The organism is Bradyrhizobium sp. USDA 4354 (genome assembly GCF_054060315.1).
Genome location: NZ_JBSSDC010000001.1, coordinates 3,554,671 through 3,572,193, shown reverse-complemented (window position 1 = coordinate 3,572,193; position 17,523 = coordinate 3,554,671). Strand labels below are relative to the sequence as shown.

General features: G+C 59.4%; 13 protein-coding genes and 1 riboswitch. Of the genes, 2 read left to right on the top strand and 11 right to left on the bottom strand.

The window, feature by feature from the left end; all coding sequences use genetic code 11:
• Positions 1–7: 7 nt before the first annotated feature.
• Both ACVIIV_RS16485 and ACVIIV_RS16480 read right to left on the bottom strand, forming a co-directional pair.
• The gene (locus tag ACVIIV_RS16485; RefSeq protein ID WP_456745093.1) at positions 8–2,911 is read right to left on the bottom strand and encodes a ribonucleoside-diphosphate reductase subunit alpha; all 2,904 of its coding nucleotides are present in this window, start codon (positions 2,909–2,911) and stop codon (positions 8–10) included.
• A gap of 122 nt (positions 2,912–3,033) precedes the next feature.
• Positions 3,034–3,251, bottom strand: a riboswitch (cobalamin riboswitch).
• A 254-nt stretch (positions 3,252–3,505) separates the two neighbouring features.
• Complete coding sequence (locus tag ACVIIV_RS16480) at positions 3,506–3,661, bottom strand: hypothetical protein (RefSeq protein ID WP_456748933.1); 156 nt, start codon at positions 3,659–3,661, stop codon at positions 3,506–3,508.
• Positions 3,662–3,834: 173 nt separating this feature from the next.
• Here ACVIIV_RS16480 and ACVIIV_RS16475 point away from each other — a divergent pair, with 173 nt between their 5' ends.
• A complete protein-coding gene (locus tag ACVIIV_RS16475; RefSeq protein WP_456745092.1) occupies positions 3,835–4,077 on the top strand; it encodes a hypothetical protein in 243 nt (80 codons plus the stop codon).
• Between the two features lie 622 nt (positions 4,078–4,699).
• Here the strand turns inward: ACVIIV_RS16475 and ACVIIV_RS16470 are convergent.
• From ACVIIV_RS16470 to ACVIIV_RS16460, 3 genes are all read right to left on the bottom strand, one after another.
• Positions 4,700–5,639 (bottom strand): IS630 family transposase gene (locus tag ACVIIV_RS16470; RefSeq protein ID WP_456745091.1). Its coding sequence is split into 2 segments (ribosomal slippage): positions 4,700–5,302 and positions 5,304–5,639, totalling 939 coding nucleotides; the frame shifts between segments, so codons are not numbered across the junction.
• 269 nt (positions 5,640–5,908) lie between these two features.
• Positions 5,909–6,586: a 2OG-Fe(II) oxygenase gene (locus tag ACVIIV_RS16465; RefSeq protein WP_456745090.1), complete on the bottom strand. Its 678-nt coding sequence runs from the start codon at positions 6,584–6,586 to the stop codon at positions 5,909–5,911.
• Between the two features lie 6 nt (positions 6,587–6,592).
• Entirely contained in the window at positions 6,593–7,717 is a 1,125-nt protein-coding gene (locus ACVIIV_RS16460; RefSeq protein ID WP_456745089.1) for a GFA family protein, read from the bottom strand.
• A 128-nt stretch (positions 7,718–7,845) separates the two neighbouring features.
• Between ACVIIV_RS16460 and ACVIIV_RS16455 the strand changes: the two genes are divergently transcribed.
• Positions 7,846–8,004 (top strand): hypothetical protein, encoded by a 159-nt coding sequence (locus ACVIIV_RS16455; protein ID WP_456745088.1) that lies wholly within the window; start codon positions 7,846–7,848, stop codon positions 8,002–8,004.
• Positions 8,005–9,027: 1,023 nt separating this feature from the next.
• Here the strand turns inward: ACVIIV_RS16455 and ACVIIV_RS16450 are convergent.
• From ACVIIV_RS16450 to ACVIIV_RS16425, 6 genes are all read right to left on the bottom strand, one after another.
• Positions 9,028–9,870: an electron transfer flavoprotein subunit beta/FixA family protein gene (locus tag ACVIIV_RS16450; RefSeq protein WP_456745087.1), complete on the bottom strand. Its 843-nt coding sequence runs from the start codon at positions 9,868–9,870 to the stop codon at positions 9,028–9,030.
• Positions 9,871–10,446: 576 nt separating this feature from the next.
• Positions 10,447–12,273, bottom strand: a complete 1,827-nt coding sequence (gene nifA, locus ACVIIV_RS16445; protein ID WP_456745086.1) for a nif-specific transcriptional activator NifA — start codon at positions 12,271–12,273, stop codon at positions 10,447–10,449.
• A gap of 185 nt (positions 12,274–12,458) precedes the next feature.
• On the bottom strand, positions 12,459–13,295 hold the full coding sequence (locus ACVIIV_RS16440) for an SDR family NAD(P)-dependent oxidoreductase (protein WP_456745085.1): 837 nt from the start codon (positions 13,293–13,295) through the stop codon (positions 12,459–12,461).
• 657 nt (positions 13,296–13,952) lie between these two features.
• Entirely contained in the window at positions 13,953–14,138 is a 186-nt protein-coding gene (locus tag ACVIIV_RS16435; RefSeq protein WP_456745084.1) for a hypothetical protein, read from the bottom strand.
• A complete protein-coding gene (locus ACVIIV_RS16430; RefSeq protein WP_456745083.1) occupies positions 14,135–15,247 on the bottom strand; it encodes a nodulation protein NodZ in 1,113 nt (370 codons plus the stop codon). The genes ACVIIV_RS16435 and ACVIIV_RS16430 overlap by 4 nt, the downstream gene beginning before the upstream one ends.
• 166 nt (positions 15,248–15,413) lie before the next feature.
• On the bottom strand, positions 15,414–17,441 hold the full coding sequence (locus ACVIIV_RS16425) for a carbamoyltransferase family protein (protein ID WP_456745082.1): 2,028 nt from the start codon (positions 17,439–17,441) through the stop codon (positions 15,414–15,416).
• Positions 17,442–17,523 lie beyond the last annotated feature (82 nt).

Here is a 17,523-nt window from a genome sequence, read left to right as displayed (position 1 = left end):
CATCTCCTCACTGGCACGCTTCACATTCGGGATCGTCGATCCGGCAAGCCTTGATGCCGTCGAGATCCGGTGCGGCTGCGGTCGGGATCATGATAGGCGCGTGCGACGCGGCCGTAGCAGCGGACACCGCGTTGAGCTTGCCGTCGGTGCCTTTCAACGTCGACTTCTCGACATGGGTGGCGCTACGCGAGCGCAAGTAATAGGTCGTCTTCAACCCGCGTCGCCAGGCTAGCCGATACAGCGTATCGAGCTTCTTGCCGGAGGGGTTGGCGATGTAGAGGTTGAGCGACTGCGACTGATCGATCCACTTCTGCCGGCGCGCGGCCGCCTCGATCAGCCAAGCGCTGTCGATCTCGAAGGCGGTCGCGTAGAGCGCCTTCAAATCATCGGGCACGCGGTCGATTTGACCGACGCTGCCGTCAAAATATTTGAGATCGGAGACCATCACCTCGTCCCACAATCCACTCGCCTTGAGATCGCGCACGAGAAACTCGTTCACGACTGTGAAGTCGCCGGACATGTTCGACTTGACGAACAGGTTCTGGTAGTTCGGCTCGATCGACTGCGAGACGCCGCAGATGTTGGAGATCGTCGCGGTCGGTGCGATCGCCATCACGTTCGAGTTGCGCATACCACCTACGGCCACCTTCTTGCGCAGGCGATCCCAGTCCAGCGTCGAGGAACGGTCGGCATCGAGGCCGCCGCGGGACTCCGCGACGAACTGGATGGAGTCGAGCGGCAGAATGCCCTTCGACCACAATGAACCCTCGAAGCTCGGATAGCGGCCGCGCTCGGCGGCGAGATCCGACGACGCCTCGACGGCGTGGTAGGAAATCGCTTCCATGCTGACATCGGCGAAGGTGACCGCCGCATCGGACGCGATCGGAATGCGCTGGACCTGGAGCGCATCTTGAAAGCCCATCAGGCCGAGGCCTACCGGGCGATGACGCATGTTGGAGCGGCGCGCCTCCGGGATCGTGTAGAAATTGATGTCGATGACGTTGTCGAGCATCCGCACGGCGGTCGTGACGGTCCGCTTCAGCTTGGCGTGATCGAGCCCGTTGGGTCCGACATGGGCGAGCATGTTAATAGACCCGAGATTGCAGACCGCGACCTCGTCTGCCGAGGTGTTCAGCGTGATCTCGGTGCAGAGGTTCGAGGAATGGATCACGCCCATGTGGCGCTGCGGCGAGCGCAGATTGCAGGGATCCTTGAAGGTGATCCAGGGATGGCCGGTCTCGAATAGCATCGTCAGCATGCGGCGCCAGAGATCGGTCGCGCGGACCGTCTTGAACACGCGCATGCCGCCGGCCTTCGCCTTTGCCTCGTAGGCCTCGTAGGCCGACTTGAACGCCTCGCCGTAGAGATCATGCAAGTCCGGCGTCTCGTCCGGCGAGAACAGTGTCCATTCGCTATCGGTGTCGACACGCTGCATGAAGAGGTCCGGCACCCAGTTGGCGGTATTCATGTCGTGGGTACGGCGACGATCGTCGCCGGTGTTCTTGCGCAGATCGAGGAATTCCTCCATGTCGACGTGCCAGGTCTCCAGATAGGCGCACACCGCGCCTTTGCGCTTGCCCCCTTGGTTGACGGCGATCGCGGTGTCGTTGGCGACCTTCAGGAACGGGATGATGCCCTGGCTTTCGCCGTTGGTGCCCTTGATATGGGCGCCGAGGCCGCGGACCGGCGTCCAGTCGTTGCCGAGGCCGCCGGAGTATTTTGCGAGCAGCGCATTGTCTTTGATCGACTTGAAGATGCTGTCGAGATCGTCGGAGACGGTGGTGAGGAAGCAGGAGGACAGCTGCGGGCGCAGCGTACCCGAATTGAACAGTGTCGGAGTCGAGGCCATGAAGTCGAACGACGACAGCAGATCGTAGAACTCGATCGCCTTGGCTTCGCGATCGATCTCGCGGACCGCCAGCCCCATCGCGACGCGCATGAAGAAGGCCTGGGGCAATTCGATGCGCTTTCCGCGCACGTGCATGAAGTAGCGGTCGTAGAGCGTCTGGAGGCCGAGGAACTGGAAGTTCAGGTCGCGCTCCGGCTTGAGCGCGGCGGCGATCCGGCCGAGGTCGAAACGGGCCAAATCAGGATCGAGCAGCTCGGCCGTGATGCCGGTCTTCACATAGGCCGGGAAATACTCGCCATAGCGGGTTGCCATATCCGCCTGCGAGGCGGACGTCGGGGCGCCATGGACATAGGACAGCACTTCGCCGCGAAGCTTGTCGAGCAACAGACGCGCGCTGACATAGGCGTAGTTCGGTTCCTGCTCGACCAGCGTGCGCGCGGCCATGATGGAGGCCAGCGCCAGCTCTTCCTGGCTGATGCCGTCGTAGAGGTTGCGGGTGGTCTCGGCCAGAACGGGGGCGGCAGACACACCATCGAGGCCGGCGCAGGCTTCACCGATGATCAGCGCGAGGCGCCTGCTATCGAGACCAACGCGCGAGCCGTCGGGGAGCGTGACATGGAGTGACGGCGCCGCGGCAGGGGTCGCCTCGGTGGCTGCCTCCTCGGCTCGCTGGCGCGCTCGCTCTTCGCGGTACAGCACATAGGCGCGCGCGACCTTGTGGTGCTCGCTGCGCATCAAGGCGAGCTCGACCTGGTCCTGCACGTCCTCGATATGGAACGTACGCCCCTCGCCGGCCCGCCGCATCAGCGCGCTGACAACTTCAACTGTGAGCTGCTCGACGCTCTCATGGACGCGGCGCGAGGCAACCGCGGTGGTGCCCTCGACCGCGAGGAACGCCTTGGTCATGGCAACCGCGATCTTGGCGGAATCGAACGGCGTGACCTTGCCGTTGCGGCGAATGATCTGCATGGCCGGCTCGCTCGAAGCGGGCGCCAGCGACTGTGGACGCAACTGGATGATGGGTGCGGAGGAAGTTTCCGCGTCGTGAAGGTTCAGTGACATCAATAGGCCCCGTGATGCGCGCGTTGTATTTGAACGGGGCTGATAGGGAAGGACGCTGCAGAAACGCCCGCAGCAAAATGCCGGACGGTGCATGCAAGCGACCGCCGGACACCCCGCCCGTGGACGTTCAGATCGTCACGGCAGGTCTCCTGGCTCGCAGGTCGTCGCTCGCATCCCGTCTTCCCGGCACGAAAGCACCAGTGACGATTGTCGGAGGCAGCTCGCTGCTGACAGTTGCGGGGGCAGCGCCGGAATTCCGCGCCTTCTGGCGCAGTTCACCGGCTTCCCTCTTAGCCACTAAATCTTGCGATCTAGCGGAACCGTGACGCCCACATGTGGTGATATTCGCGAGCGAGTGTCAACGATTCGTTTGAGCTTCCGCTCAGATTGGCTGTGGAATGCGGGAATTTCGGCGGGCGGCTTGGCAAGACCTAAGCCGTGCTGCGCCCGAGCCGCGCGAAGATCGTGCTCGTCAACGCGCCCTGCGGTTCGGTGCCGAGGAGCGTACGAAGTGCTCCTCGATGCACGGCGCAGATCGCGCCGTGCCTCCCTGACGGAAAAGTCCAAAGACGCGATGTCGTCACGCCTCGTCGTTCAAGTCGAGATCGTACGACCACGCCCGAGCGGATTGAGCAGCCGGACAATCTCGCAGACGGCAACGAGGCCGATCAGCCATGCTGCGCTGCGCAGCCCGATCCGCGCCACGATCTTAAATGTAAAGGCGCCCTGGCCACCCAGGAATGCGCTCACGCGCTGGCTCGGCCTGCCCTGGCAGACCGACGAAGCATCGTGCAACTCCAGCGCCGATTACTCCCCTAGCACATATTTGTCATTCCCGAGCTTCTGGGGCGCGCGCGTGCCCGACCAAGTGCTGAGCTCTGCCGCTTTCGAGCGAGCGAGCGCTAACGTCACCGATCCGTTTGATGACCCAAGGGCTGCAACGTCTCCAGCACGCGTTGCTGCGGGAGGACTGGCTGCGCGACGTTCGCGGCCGCACGTATTACGAGCGCATTGACAAGATGGCTCAGCTGTGGGCAACGCTCGGGATGGTCGAACCACGCCAAACGCCGCAGGCACTGCGCGACGTTGGCTTCCCGGAACAGTCCACGTGGAGACTGGCCGCGATCGCGCGAATGCCGGCTCCGAACGAAAAAAAGTTGCCTTGATTACCCGGATCGAGTCGCTGCGGGAGCGGACACCGGAGCCGACTCTGTCCCAAGCGGGCCTCGAAGCGCCGCCCGAACGGACCACGCCGCCCCGCCATCAGTTTCGTCAGGATGAGGTGTGAACGGCGTGGACGACGACCGCGTCTGGGACGTTCTCGTGGTCGGCGCGGGCCCGGCGGCGATCAGCATCGCCGGAGACCTTCCGAAATGCGGTAGCATCGAGTATTCGTGTTACCGCCTCCCTAAGGGGCTGTCCCTCAGGTAAGGATGCGCCGACTTGATGAACGGAGACTTGCATCGGCACGCCGCCACCTGCATTGGCGATCTCCGTCAACTGCTGTTCGAAAGCCGCTGCGTCTGCGGACGGGAAACCGATAAGTTCTCTTGCGGGCCCGCGCTGCCCGACTGCTGGAGCCCCCGCGAGTTGAGGTAAAGTCCATCCGGTCTCACTTTCGAAATACCAAGGACTCGGCTGATGCAGGACCATCGAGCAAAAGATCGAGCGCGATCAGGGGCATCAGAAGAGGCTCCTCTTCTGATGGACACTGCAAAGCCCCAGTTCGCGACATGCCATCCCAAATCACCTGAGCATTCGGCTGTTTTGCACTAAAGCGCGATGGCATTAAGTTCGATACCCTGAATTTCTGAGGTAGTTGGCGCATTCATCGGCGGTGAAGGCATCGAGTGCGTGGCCGATTGCGGCGCAGACCGCGTCGACGGTTCGCGCGGCAGCTTTGCGGACGAGGTGCTTGAGCTTGGCAAAGACCTGTTCGATCGGGTTCAGGTCGGGCGAGTATTTTGGTAGGAAGAAGAGCTTGGCCCCGACTGAACGGATGAGCTGGCGGACGGCTTTGCTCCTGTGACTGCCGAGATTATCCAGGACGACGATGTCGCCGGGCTGAAGGGTCGGCAGGAGAACCTTCTCGACATAGGTGCGGAAGCTCACGCCATCGATTGGCCCCTCGATGAACCATGGCGCATCGATCCGGTCGTGGCGCAGGGCCGCCAGGAAGGTCATGGTCTTCCAGCGGCCGTGGGGGACCTTTGCGTGAAGTCTGCTCCCGCGCGGCGCCCATCCCCGCAAGGGGGCCATATCGGTCCTGGTCCAGGTCTCGTCGATGAAAACCAGCCGTTCAGCTTCGACGCGTCCTTGATACTTTGCCCACTGGGCTCGCCGCCGCGCGACCTCGGCTCGATCGCGTTCGCCAGCCGCCACGCTTTTTTTTGAAGCTGAGCTTCTCGGCATGCACGAAGTCCCACACCGAGTGGTAGTCGACCTTCAGACCGCGACCGGCAAGCTCGGCAACGAGACCGCGTATAGTGAAATCGCCGTCCTTGATCCGCTGCGACAGCCAGACTGCGTGGTCTCCCGACACCGCCTTCGGCTTGTGACCGCCCATCTGGCCAGGCTCAACGCTGCCGGTCTCCTCGACCCGCTGCATCCAGCCGATGGCCGTGCTGATCGCTACCCCAAACTGCTTGGCCGCTCGATTGCGGGACATCCCACCCTCGATCGCAGCCACGACGCGCTTACGAAGATCCAGCGAATAAGGCTTGCCCATCCATGCTGGCCTCCATCCAGCCAGCATGGTGAATCAGAAACGCACTGATTTGGGAATCCCAAATCGATTCAACCAACCCCATCCCGCTTTAGGTCTGGTAGCTGTCGAGAACCTTACCGCAACGGGGCTTCCCCGCGCATCGCGAGGACACCATCGCACACGCGCCGACACGCCTCCCGGTTCGGGGCCGCGACGATGACTTGCCACAACACCCTGCGCAACCTTTGCTCGGATTACGCGTAGTGGCCTTTACAGGCAGCCACCCCACCTCATAGCCCAGCGGTAGAGCTTTCGATGATCCGGCGGTTCGCGCCGCTGCGTTTTGAACAGAAGTAGACCAGCGATCGGCGCTCGCCGGTCAGTACAGGCTTCACCTCATGCCGAAGCTTACATGTGGTCACAAGTACGGCGCCAAATGGCGGTCGGAATACCTGGTGTTCGTACCCGCTTGGATATACCACGAACTCACCCCCCTCGAAGTCTCTCGCGAGCTGCACAATCACCGCGTACTCGAAATCCGGATCGCTCGCAGCATCCAGATGGATGCCAACAAAGGAATCAGGAGGCATCCGATGCATTTGGCATCGGCGAATCACGTAATCTGATGTGGCTCCCAAGATCTTTTTTAGCGCGAAGCTGCGGTCTTTCCTTTCAAGTAGTTCCATGATCTGCCCTGGAGCTGCACCACTCACGTTGCTAGGAGCGCGGCCGGGCGGGTCTACCCTCACGCGTTTGACAAAGACATGGTGCGAGTCGCCGGCATCTCCCTCGCTCACTCGTTCTTCGGGAATCTCAGCCTGCAGCTGATCGATCTTCGCCAAGTCATCTTGGGTGAACAATATCTGAGGGCCGATCACGACCGTCCCCTTCACCAACAGCTCTATGCGGTATTTTGTCAGAGCTTCTTCTGAAAGCAGACGGGATTTATCATTCATTGCGCGCGCCATTCGAGTTCACTCCAGGGTTTGATCTTCGACGCAGGGCTCCAGGTCCTGGTGCATCGAGCGGAATGCTTGTTCCCAATGCTCGCCATCGAACTCGCTTATTCTCATGCGTTCGATGGTCCTGTTATCCAGGCATCGAATATTTACGCTGAATCCGGAGGGGTTCGACCGCGGCCTATAGAATGGCTTTACGCCACAAACCCGGCAAAAGGTGTGCCGAGCGATGTTCTTGTTGAACTGGTACGCAGTAAGGAGTTCTTCGCCGCACTCAATGGTGAGCTTATCGCCAGGTACGAGCAAGTGCAGAAATCCAGACATTTGGCAGATTGAGCAATTGCATCGAACCGCAGAGAGCTCGCGCGGCGCTCGGACGTAGAACTTGACAGAACCGCAATGACAACGACCATGATGTTCGATGTCCGAATGATCATCTCCCTCAAGTGAGACAATTCGGAGCAAATCGCGGCACCACTGTAAGCTAAGCTCATAGGCTCGATCGAATTCATCCAAAAAGCGACCGCTACGGTCAGCCGGGACAAGTTTGCCAATCAGCCGGCTTGTCATTTCGCCGTGATACTTCTCGGCGGGATCTTCTCCGCCGACATGGCTGCGGAAGTACTCAAGATCGTCAGACCGCACCTTAAAGGTTTTGACCAGAGTGGTCCATAGCGACTGGATCATATCCGCTGCATGTAGCTCAAAAGCGACCATGTAGGCGCAACGCACTAAGGGGTCTTTCGATGACAATCCGGCATAGAGAGAATGCAGGTAGCGCTTCGTCGCGGCGCTATAATTGGGCTGTATTGCTCTGCCGAGCAATCGCGAAGCATCCTTTCTAAGCAGGTTTGAGTGGAAGTTTTCAGTCACCAGAATATCGGGTAGCGCCGCCTTGCCGCCCTGGAGAATTTGGCGATAACCACCCGTCTCATCCCAACAGATGAAATTTGCGACCACGCTGGTCAGTTCAATGTCCCTCGCAAGATCTCGATTGCGATGAATTGCATCGAATATGAGATCCCTTTGCGACCCCGCCTGCAGGTATGGGAACGCCTGTGACATCGCCAGGTATTCAGGCAGCAGGCTAGCGACCTGGTCTTCGGACATCTCCGCAGCGAATGGGTGCAGGCCGAACAAGGCTCGCGCCTGCTCAGTCAAGTACTCGCAGCATATCTGCGGAGGCTGATCCGGTGTAAATCGAGGCGCTTGAGATGTCATTTGACCCCTGGCGATGAGGAGAGAACGGTCCTTAACGAGGCAACTTCATGTTCGGGCCAACTATTGGCAGCCGCGCGTTCGTTGGTTTCGATGGGCTTGTGATCGCGTTCACCATCCAGGCGAAATTCCTGGTGGCCACCGTCGCGGTAGCAGACAGCGGCATGCTCAGTCCTGCTCACGCGCATCGAAGGGATCGCGGTCATTAATTGAGTGGCGGCGATCCAGTCGGATTCCGGTCCACGAGCAGTTCGATGCCTCGAATGTTCCGCATGGCCAGCATTCGCTTGCAGATTCATGGTGAGATATTGCGCCGCGCACGCCATCGGGAGGCTAACGTCACACGCGCGAGTGGCGTGTCTGGTCGCCCGGGCGCTTCCAGCTTTCGCGATCTGTCGTGAATGGATCAAGCCCCCGCGGTTGCTGCTCCTGCCAGTTCATCGAACCACTGTGAGCTTGATACAGCATTGCAAGGACTATCCGCATCTATCTGGCTCTTGAGGCCTTGGGCCGCAAGCTGCGCGAAATGCCGGCTGCTGGCCGGCACGAGCTTCTCAAAGAGACCGCCGCTAGGTTTCGCGTTTGCGAGCGCCGCCACGCCGTCTTCTTGAACGTTTACAGCAATCACCGTGCCAACTCGTGCACTCACTCCGCAAATTCCGAACACATTGACAAAATGCTAGCGACCGAATCCTCTTTGCAAGTGTATTGAACCTGACAATCCTTGCACGGCCGTTAGAAACCAAACGGGGAAGAGCCAGCCGCCACTCACAACGGGTATAGGGCTGTTGAATTGCGGAGATTGGTCCCAAGGTGCCATATAGGTGGGCTTCGCGCCCCTGAACAGCGCAACAGCGCTTTGGGCGTTCGGGGCTAGCATAGTGATCGCGGTCGCTGACCGTATACCGTCTTCGCGCGTGACAACCACGCCGAAGCACTGGCCTCAAAGCCGTCGAACACGACCATACAGTGGGATCTGGACGCATGCGCAGCCCTTTGTCGATGCGCCTGACAATCGCGGCCAACTCCTGGCATCGATCGAGGCCATAACGTGGTCTAGGGAACATGTGGTCCCAGGTGATCGCGAGCAATCGAAGAACGCCATGGACCAAAAAACGCAGGTCGCGGGCTGAGATGCCTAGCTACATCTTGCGCGCTCACAAACGCGGGTGCCTCTTGGTGTTGGTACATCCTTGGACCGTTTCGATCTATCGTTGCCAGGACTCTCTAGATCAAGCGTCACGGACAAGTGCCGCAAGATCGGCTTCGAGCTTCGGTTGATGCTTGAAAATAGCGTCTATCAATGCCTGCGCCGGTTGCTCGGCGGCCTCAACCAGCGCCGCCTTCTCAGCCCGCGCAGAGGGAGCGAACACTCGCTTGACGACGGTCGGCGAGCCCTTGAGGCCGCATTTAGAAATGTCTTCGACACCGGCATCGTGCGCGCTCCATTTCACGATTTGGGCACGTGCGGCACGCAAGGCATCCGCCATCGCGCCGCGCCGAATCTGATTCGTTGCCTCCAGCATGGTGATGAGACAAGGCAGCCTGGTGTGCAGCACCTGGACACCACCTTCGGAGCGTCGTTCTGCTTCAATTGTATGGGCGGCAAGATCTAGGGATCTGACCTTCGCAACGTAGGTTAGCTGCAGCACGCCCAGCCGCTTTGCTATGCCGGGCCCAACCTGCGCCGTATCGCCGTCGATGGTCTGCTTTCCCGTAAAAATGAGGTTTGTCGGGCCATATTCCTTACCAATTTTTCGGATCGCTGTTGCAAGTGCATACGTTGTGGCCAGGGTGTCGGAGCCCGCAAAGCAGCGATCGGTGAGTAGGACGGCGCGATCGGCGCCATAAGTTAGCGCCTTTCGCAAGGAATCTTCCGCCGATGGCGGTCCCATTGTAAGCACGGTAATTTCGCCGCCGAACCGATCGCGCAGCTCCAGCGCGGCCTCGAGCGCGAAGAGGTCATATGGGTTGATGATAGTCGGCACTCCCTGACGCATGATTGTATTGGTCACGGGGTGCACGCGGATCTGCGCCGAGTCCGGAACCTGTTTGATGCAGACGACATTGTGCACGGTGTTGCTCCAAAAGTTGCGACAGCTGCGAAGAGGACAGCAAGTGTTGTACCATCGCCGCCCTCTTGAAATCGGCTTGCCATCACAGAGGCTTAGACGAGTGATGCGCCCTCAAGGCCGCTCTTCCTGACGAACGAATGCCGACACAGGTCGGGGCTGCGACAGCGCTATTCCGCAGGGCACGCCAGCTGAGTGACGCGAGGACAGCTTGCGACACATTACCGCCGCTAATCACGAGCGGGCGGCGGACCGGTGATGGTCAATGAGCATTGCCGCTCACTAGTCCGATCTTGATCGACGGATAGGCATGGTAGCGCTGTTAGACGCAACTGACGGTTCGCGCTTGCATGGCCCGCAGGTGACGCTCTGTATGTCATGGCGCGCAGGTCCATCTCTCACCGAACCAGGTGAGCGCCGCCTTGCGACAGCAGCCTCGCAAGCGGGCGGGGTGGTTTCGCTCGTGGCCAAGTCACCGCCGAGGGCGGACCCATTCCCTTCAGATTGCGATGAGATTGCCTATCGGAGATCGTCCTCATATAGCGATTTGGCAGTAGCAGTTCCGACCAATGTCGTCGTTCAGAACCGCTTTATCTCGATTCCATATTTTCTTAGCGCGTAGCCAATCTGGCGCGGCGTTAGTCCGAGCAGGCGCGCTGCTTTTGCCTGCACCCAGCCAGATTTTTCCATGGCCGCAATGACCCGTTCGCGATCGGCCATCTTCGCGCCACTAACGAGAACTGTGCCGGGAGGCCCCAGTGAGGCCAGTTCGCCGCCGACAGACTCCTGGGCCGGCTGGGTCGCTTGAGCTAGCGGAATGGTGGACTTTGCGGGCGCCGATGGCATGGGTGCAGGCTGGTCTGGTCTCTCGTCCGACTTGCCTTTCCACAGCATCGCAGAAAGGCACTGTCCGTGGCAGCATGCAAAGTCACTTCTCACGATCGATGATCCGGCGCACAACGTCGCTGTCCGCTCGATGCAGTTCTCGAGTTCGCGGACATTTCCCGGAAAGCCGCAGTTCATCAGTACATCGATCGCACTCGCCTCCAAGGTCAGCGTACGGCCGTTCTCGTTATTGAAATTTCTGAGGAACTCCCTGGCAAGCAGCGGAATATCACTGCGTCTTTCGCGCAGCGGTGGCAACAGTAATGGAACTACACTGATGCGGTAGTAAAGGTCCGCGCGGAACTCGCTTCTGGCGACAGCCTCTTCAAGGTTCTTGTTGGTCGCAGCTATCACTCGAACATCGACCTTAACGGTTTGGTTGCTGCCGACGCGCTCGAACTCCTGCTCTTGCAGAACGCGCAGCAACTTCGCCTGGAACGGAGCTGAGATCTCGCCGATCTCGTCAAGAAACAGCGTTCCTTTGTCAGCGAGTTCGAAGCGACCCTTGCGCGAGCTGAACGCACCGGTAAAAGCGCCTTTCTCATGACCAAATAATTCAGATTCTAGGACGGTCTCAGGAAGCGCGGCGCAATTCAGCTTAACGAACGGGCGCCTGGCGCGGGACGATGATTCGTGAATGGCCTTGGCTACGAGTTCCTTTCCGGTACCGGATTCGCCACGCAGCAGAACCGTGCTGTTAGATCTGGCTACAACCGCAATCTTCTCGAGCAGCCCGCGCAGCGCCGGACTGTCGCCAATGATCCCATGGGCGTGTAGCTTCTTGCGCTCCCGAGCGGGTTGCCTGAGCTCTAGTACTTGCTTTTGTAGCCGGTCTTTCTCCGCCATCAGTCGTTCGCGATCGCAGGCGAACAAGCGATGTAACTTCACTGTTTGTCCCACCAGGTTGGCGATCATGGCGAGCAGTCGCGCATCGTACTCGAGCCCGAGACTCGACCTATCGTCCCGAATACGGTCGATCGTCAGCGTACCCACGACCTTCGGATCAATACGAATCGGAACCCCGATGAACGACACTGGCACATCATCAGAGGCGCCGAGCACTTCCCGGTCGGCAGCGCTGAATACCGGCTCGGCGGCCACGTTCTCGACGACAAGAGGCCTGTCCGTCGCGATGATCTGCTCGATTGCCTTCCGCGGCAGTCGCATCCGGTAACGTTCGTCGCTGCCTTCGCTCCAGCCGGCGCCCACTGTAATGTCCGGCATGCCGTCGTCATCGACCAGTGAGACGATGCCGTGTCGCATCTGCACAAACGACTGCAGAAGACCAACAACGTTGGCCAACGTGACTTCGAGCCGACAAGGAGCGGTGAGCATTTTCGATATTTCGAAGATGCCAGTCAGCGCGCTCTCACGCAACGGCTCCCCCGAGAGCTTACCCTCCGGCTCAGGTTGCAAGGCAGGTCTTTCACGTGAGGAAGGTATATCCAGCATGAGGCGGGCTCCGTTCTCCTGATCATCCTCCCTGGTACCTTGTCCTGGTTGGCGAGCTTCGTTTTGCATGTCACTCTCGATCTAACGCCAAGTGTTGACGAGATGACATAGAACCGTAGTACCTTTTCATGGCACGACGGTAAACTTACGGTGTGCCTTCATTTCATTTTTTCGGATTGCGTGCGCGTCGTCAGCGGAGAACATAAGTACCGCTGCTGCAGCTCAAGTCAGCTGCGTCGCCAAGGTCGGCCGATTCACAGATGTTGCCCACCATTGATCGGCACCTCGGCCCCCGTGACATAGCTCGCCGCATCCGAGCACAGGAAGAAGATGACCTTGGCCACTTCATCCGGGGTTCCCACTCTGCGAAGAGGGATACTTGGCACGAGACGCGCTTCTGTGTCGGGCGATAACATGTCCGTCCTGATCTCGCCGGGCGCGATCGCATTCACGCGAATGCCATGCGGCGCATAATCGTGGGCCATTTCGCGCGTGAGGCTCGCAAGCGCAGCCTTAGACGTGGCATAGGCACTGCCCGCAAACGGGTGCACCCGCGAGCCCGCAATCGAAGTCACATTCACGATCGACCCTGACGCGGCTCTTAGCTCGTCAAACAAACCCTGCGCCAGCAGGATCGGGGCCACCAGATTGAGATGGAACACCCTCATCCAAGTCTCGATTGACGTCGTCAACGACGTCATCCGATCGCCAGCGGGCGTTTTCGGCGAGACACCGGCATTGTTCACTAGCGCGTGCAGAGGTGCACCGGCCAAGCGTTTCTTGACCTCAGTGATCGCGCGCGGCAGCATTCGATGATTGCTGAGGTCGACCTGGACATGATCCTCGTTTCCTGCCTCCCAGGGGCATCGCTCGCCGTCGAACGGTTGGCGCGCGCAAGAAATGATGCGCCAGCCCGCCTCGGAGAACAGCTTGGCCGTGGCATGACCAATTCCGCGCGATGCCCCGGTCAGCAACATCGCCTTCTGTTCTCCGCGATGAACACGGGCTTTATCGGCGTCAAAGGGGCAACCCAAGTGTGTCTCGGGCACCGGGCCTCTGATCAGATCGTCATTTGGCAGATCGAGACCCACGCCCGCCTCCTCTCCTGTTGCGCCGGCGCACGCGTAGCAGGGTTTGTGCCACTACGATGCACGTAAATCCGCTCCCGTTTTGCGTCCTAATGTCGCGCACGCGGAATGTCTGGCGAGTTCAAGACACGGTCCGTGTGCTTTGTGACAGCAATGGTGCATCACCTACGTAATGTCGCGAGCACACTCGCCTGCGTCAAGACAAAGCTACGAGCCGCGCTCTCTTTCCTCGCACGACTGGAAGAACGAGCGGATGGCCAGCGCCTCTCGTCGACGCAACGCTGGATCAGGATAGCGGCCGCGGCCAGTAGCGGCGTCAACTCGAAAACTGACGTTAGTAGCTTCGTACGTTAGATTCGTCCGCAACTAACGCTGTTTTCATAGCGCCCTGCTCTGCTGTGTCCAGCACTGGCACAGCGCCGGCCGGATTGATTCCGGACCAGAACCTGACGTACTGAATGTTTAGCCCAAAATAGTGGATCTTGAGAGCGCCCGTCGCCACCAACGAATGCCCGACCGCCACGACGGAACTCGCCGGCTGAGCGAAACACCTTTCGACATGTTCATCCGCGATCGACCACCGATTAGCTTCGACTTGCGGATCCGCCCGAGGCGAAAAGACGAAGGCGTATTCCACCTGTTTAACGTGGCGGCAGCACGTTAAGGTCCATTGTTGTCGACGTCGCGCTTCAGCGGAAGGCATTCGGCTGCCGCATCGTTTTCTCCGGTGGAAGTTCGCGGCAAAGCATCGCTTTGGGCAGACAATTGCCGCCCGGAAAACAACTGCCAGTATTGTTGAATGCAAAGAGCGGCAATCAGATCGATCAAGCGGGCTACGACTTTCATGAAGCCGCGAGCTCTTGTGAGGTTTCTTCAATCAGGATCAAGCGGCTCGGCTCGTTCAAATCGAATTCTATAACGCGTGGGGCAAAGAGACGCGCATAGCGCGTGAAGGCGCTCGTCGGGGGAAAACGGATCACGGTGTCGCAGCGCGCGAGGAGATACATTTCGATGAGGGCGGAAAAGCCGCCTTCGGCTCCGAGCGCGGCGTTGTGCAATGGGCCAGCCTGATGCGCCTGGAATCGTTTTGGGATCGCGAAAACATCAGGAAATAAAGTCGACACCTTCTCAAGGACGAGCGCGCTGTCCGTGCACAGGAAAGCCCTCACGGGTTTTGCGTGACGTAAACCACTGGCCTTTTCAATAGCATTACAGACCTGTCGCAAGGCGCGCTCCGGGTCGGCCCAGTAGGGAGCATGCCCCATAATATCCTCGCCGTTGCCATGCCGGACATGAATGCCGATTACGCTGTACGGCTCAAAGTGCTCCTGGTAGATAGCATCAATCCGAGCCTGAATTTCAGGTCGTGGCTTGATGCTCCGAAAGATCTCGCGTTCGGCCTCCTGATCGCAGCGCCACATCAGGCACGCATCACACACAACCGTGTTAGCGTCACTATCTTTCCGACTTTGGAACAGTTGATCGAGTTCGTCGCGCTCCCGGAAAATCTGCTCGTCCGGGCGATAGACGCAATCGATGGATGGCTTGTTCCACCATGTCGGGAAGAATGGTCCCGGAAATGAACACTGATTGATCTTGTCGTCGCAAATCACCCGCACGCCAGCAATGTCTTGAACCGGTTCGAAGAAGACTGGAAAGGCGTTGGTGGATGGCTCATCGAGATAGCAAGATCCCCGCCAATCGATCGCTAGCGTCCGTCCTGTCTGCTTTGCGAAACGCCAGGCAGCCGCCAGTGACCACAGGCAGTCGCCGAACCCCGTACGTCGCCGGGAAACCACGAACCGTTCATTCCTCGAACCGCTAAGCATCTGCATTGCCTCTTCCCGGGCTCCTGGTTGGACAAGAGACGTCGTTGCAGACATCTCACGTATCATCTTGTCCGGCGTCATGGTCTGAAATCGCGGTGCCGGCGAGCTGCGTCGGTAGAACTTCATAGCAGCGCTTTCCGTGATGGGCCGCGTTCTCTCAACACTTTCCGTCTTTCTTCAGCGGTGTTGCGTCGACGTGCCGATTTCAGTCGGATGGCCGATGACCCCTGTGCGTCGGATGGCCTGGCCTCCTCACATGCAGGCATAAGCATGGCCATGCTCTGAGCTCCGGCTATGTTTCGCTTTGCAGTTTATTGCGGCCGCAAGCCGCGCGCGGCGGATGCAGGCGGACGCCCCGCAGCTCCCACACGAGCCGCAATTCCTTCACGAGATCTTCACGCTTGCCCTGGCCCAGCACGGTTGCGTCGAGAAGCGAGCCGAGCGACGCCTCGCCCTCGATCCGCATCAAGATCTCGAAAAGCTCATAAGAGATACGCATACTGTCGCGGCCGGAATGTCCCGTGCGGATCTCGCAGACCGTTTCCTGACGATCTGGCGCCGTGTGGGAGCGAACACGATGAAGGGATGCATACGGCGGCAATGAAACGCCCAGTGCACTCCAATCCTGCAGGGATGCTGCCCGCTTCCTAACGAGGAAAGGCCCAACAACAAGTCCGTCTAGGTCAGTCGTCAAGAACGTGGTGATCGCATCTGAAACGGACTCCACGATCGGCTCCGCGTTGTTGTTAAATGACGTATTCAGAAGAACCGGGATGCCGGTTCGCCTCTTGAACGCATTAATTACATCCCAATAGGTGGGGTTTGTCTTGCGCGATACTGTCTGCAGCCGAGCAGTCCCATCAACGTGCGTGATCGCACCGAGCACGTTACGCTTGGCTTCACGCACACGAACCACGAAGTTCATGAAGGGGAGCTGCCGCCTGCCGTCCGGGAACTCAAAGAACTCGCTCGCATCCTCCTCCAGTACAGATGGCGCAAACGGACGATAGCCCTCACGCTTCTTGACCATCGCGTTGATGCGGTCTTTGTTCTCCGCAGGCCGCGGGTCCGCAAGAATGCTGCGGTTACCAAGCGCACGTGGGCCGAACTCAGACCGGCCCTGAACCCAGCCGATTACAGCGCCATTTGCCATCCAGTCCGCCGCACTGGATGCTATGTCATCACTTCGTTGAATGTCGAGGTGCCCTGACCATGCGTTGAGCTCTTGCTCAACGGCTTGCTCGTTCCCGAGATCGGGCCCCCAATAAACGTCCGGCAGTCGCTCGCGCGGCGCTGGCCTGCCCAGCTCGTTGGACATCATCAATGCAGCGCCGAGAGCGCAACCGGCGTCGTGCGCCGCGGGTTGGACAAAGATGTCGTCAAATAGCCCGGAATAAAGCAGCTTGCCGTTCAGCGTACAATTATGGGCTACACCCCCAGCCAGGCACAAGCGAGTCATGCCCGTCGCTTCGCGATAGTGGCGCAGGATGTGAAACACGATCCGCTCCAGCGCTTCCTGCAGCGAAGCGCTGACATCTCGATGCTGTTGGGTAAACGGCATTCCTTTTCGCCGAACATCGATGTTGCGGACCAGGGCCGGACCGATTCGATCCAGGTGAACGCGATAGCCACCGTTGTCCAACAACTCGTAGAACTGCGCGAAGAGTTCGCGATAGGGAGCGGGATCACCGTATGGGGCAAGCCCCATCACTTTGTACTCGTCGAACAACCCGTAGCCGAGATATCGGATCGTCTCGAGATAGAACAGCCCCAGAGAGTTACTTTCCGGGAAGCTTGCAAGTTGCGCAATTTCGGTGCCAGACCCCACCGCCAATAAGCCCGAGAGAAAATCGCCACCGCCGTCGATCGTAAAAACGAGACTTTGCTCGAACCCAGACATGGCAAACGCGCTCACGGCATGCGCCTCGTGGTGATTCACGAAGGAAAGCCGGGACGGATCGATCTCGGCGCCGAACTCCCGTGCCAGCAACTGCCGCAGCAACAGTTTGGCGTCCAACGGAACGGGCTGAGAAACAGAAAGGCGCTCGAGCATGGTATTGCAGTAGGCTTCGGTCGCGTAGAACGCGATACGGTCGATCTCACCGAGCGAAACCCCTGCGGTGGAAAGGCAGTATCGGATCGACTTGCTCGGGAACTTGTTGGAGTGCTTAACGCGATTGAGGCGCTCCTCTTCGACAGCAGCGATCACGCGGCCATCCCTCACAAGAACCGCAGCGCCATCGTGAAGAAATGTATTCGGCAGCTCCGGCGAGCTTTCATAGATTCGGTCAAGACCGCCACTAACTCCCAGGCACAACATCTCATTCTCCATTCGATGATGACGGGAAGGCCAACTGCCGTTCCATTTATCTAATCTGTACAGTCACGCTCCGTCGGCTGCG

What these genes read in the sequence shown, in the direction of transcription:
- nifA (WP_456745086.1), bottom strand. Translation starts at nt 12,273, where the DNA reads ATGCAAAACGAAGCTCGCCAACCAGGACAAGGTACCAGGGAGGATGAT.
- ACVIIV_RS16485 (WP_456745093.1), bottom strand. Translation starts at nt 2,911, where the DNA reads ATGTCACTGAACCTTCACGACGCGGAAACTTCCTCCGCACCCATCATC.
- ACVIIV_RS16455 (WP_456745088.1), top strand. Translation starts at nt 7,846, where the DNA reads ATGTTCGGGCCAACTATTGGCAGCCGCGCGTTCGTTGGTTTCGATGGG.
- ACVIIV_RS16435 (WP_456745084.1), bottom strand. Translation starts at nt 14,138, where the DNA reads ATGAAAGTCGTAGCCCGCTTGATCGATCTGATTGCCGCTCTTTGCATT.
- ACVIIV_RS16465 (WP_456745090.1), bottom strand. Translation starts at nt 6,586, where the DNA reads ATGGCGCGCGCAATGAATGATAAATCCCGTCTGCTTTCAGAAGAAGCT.
- ACVIIV_RS16430 (WP_456745083.1), bottom strand. Translation starts at nt 15,247, where the DNA reads ATGAAGTTCTACCGACGCAGCTCGCCGGCACCGCGATTTCAGACCATG.
- ACVIIV_RS16425 (WP_456745082.1), bottom strand. Translation starts at nt 17,441, where the DNA reads ATGTTGTGCCTGGGAGTTAGTGGCGGTCTTGACCGAATCTATGAAAGC.
- ACVIIV_RS16475 (WP_456745092.1), top strand. Translation starts at nt 3,835, where the DNA reads ATGACCCAAGGGCTGCAACGTCTCCAGCACGCGTTGCTGCGGGAGGAC.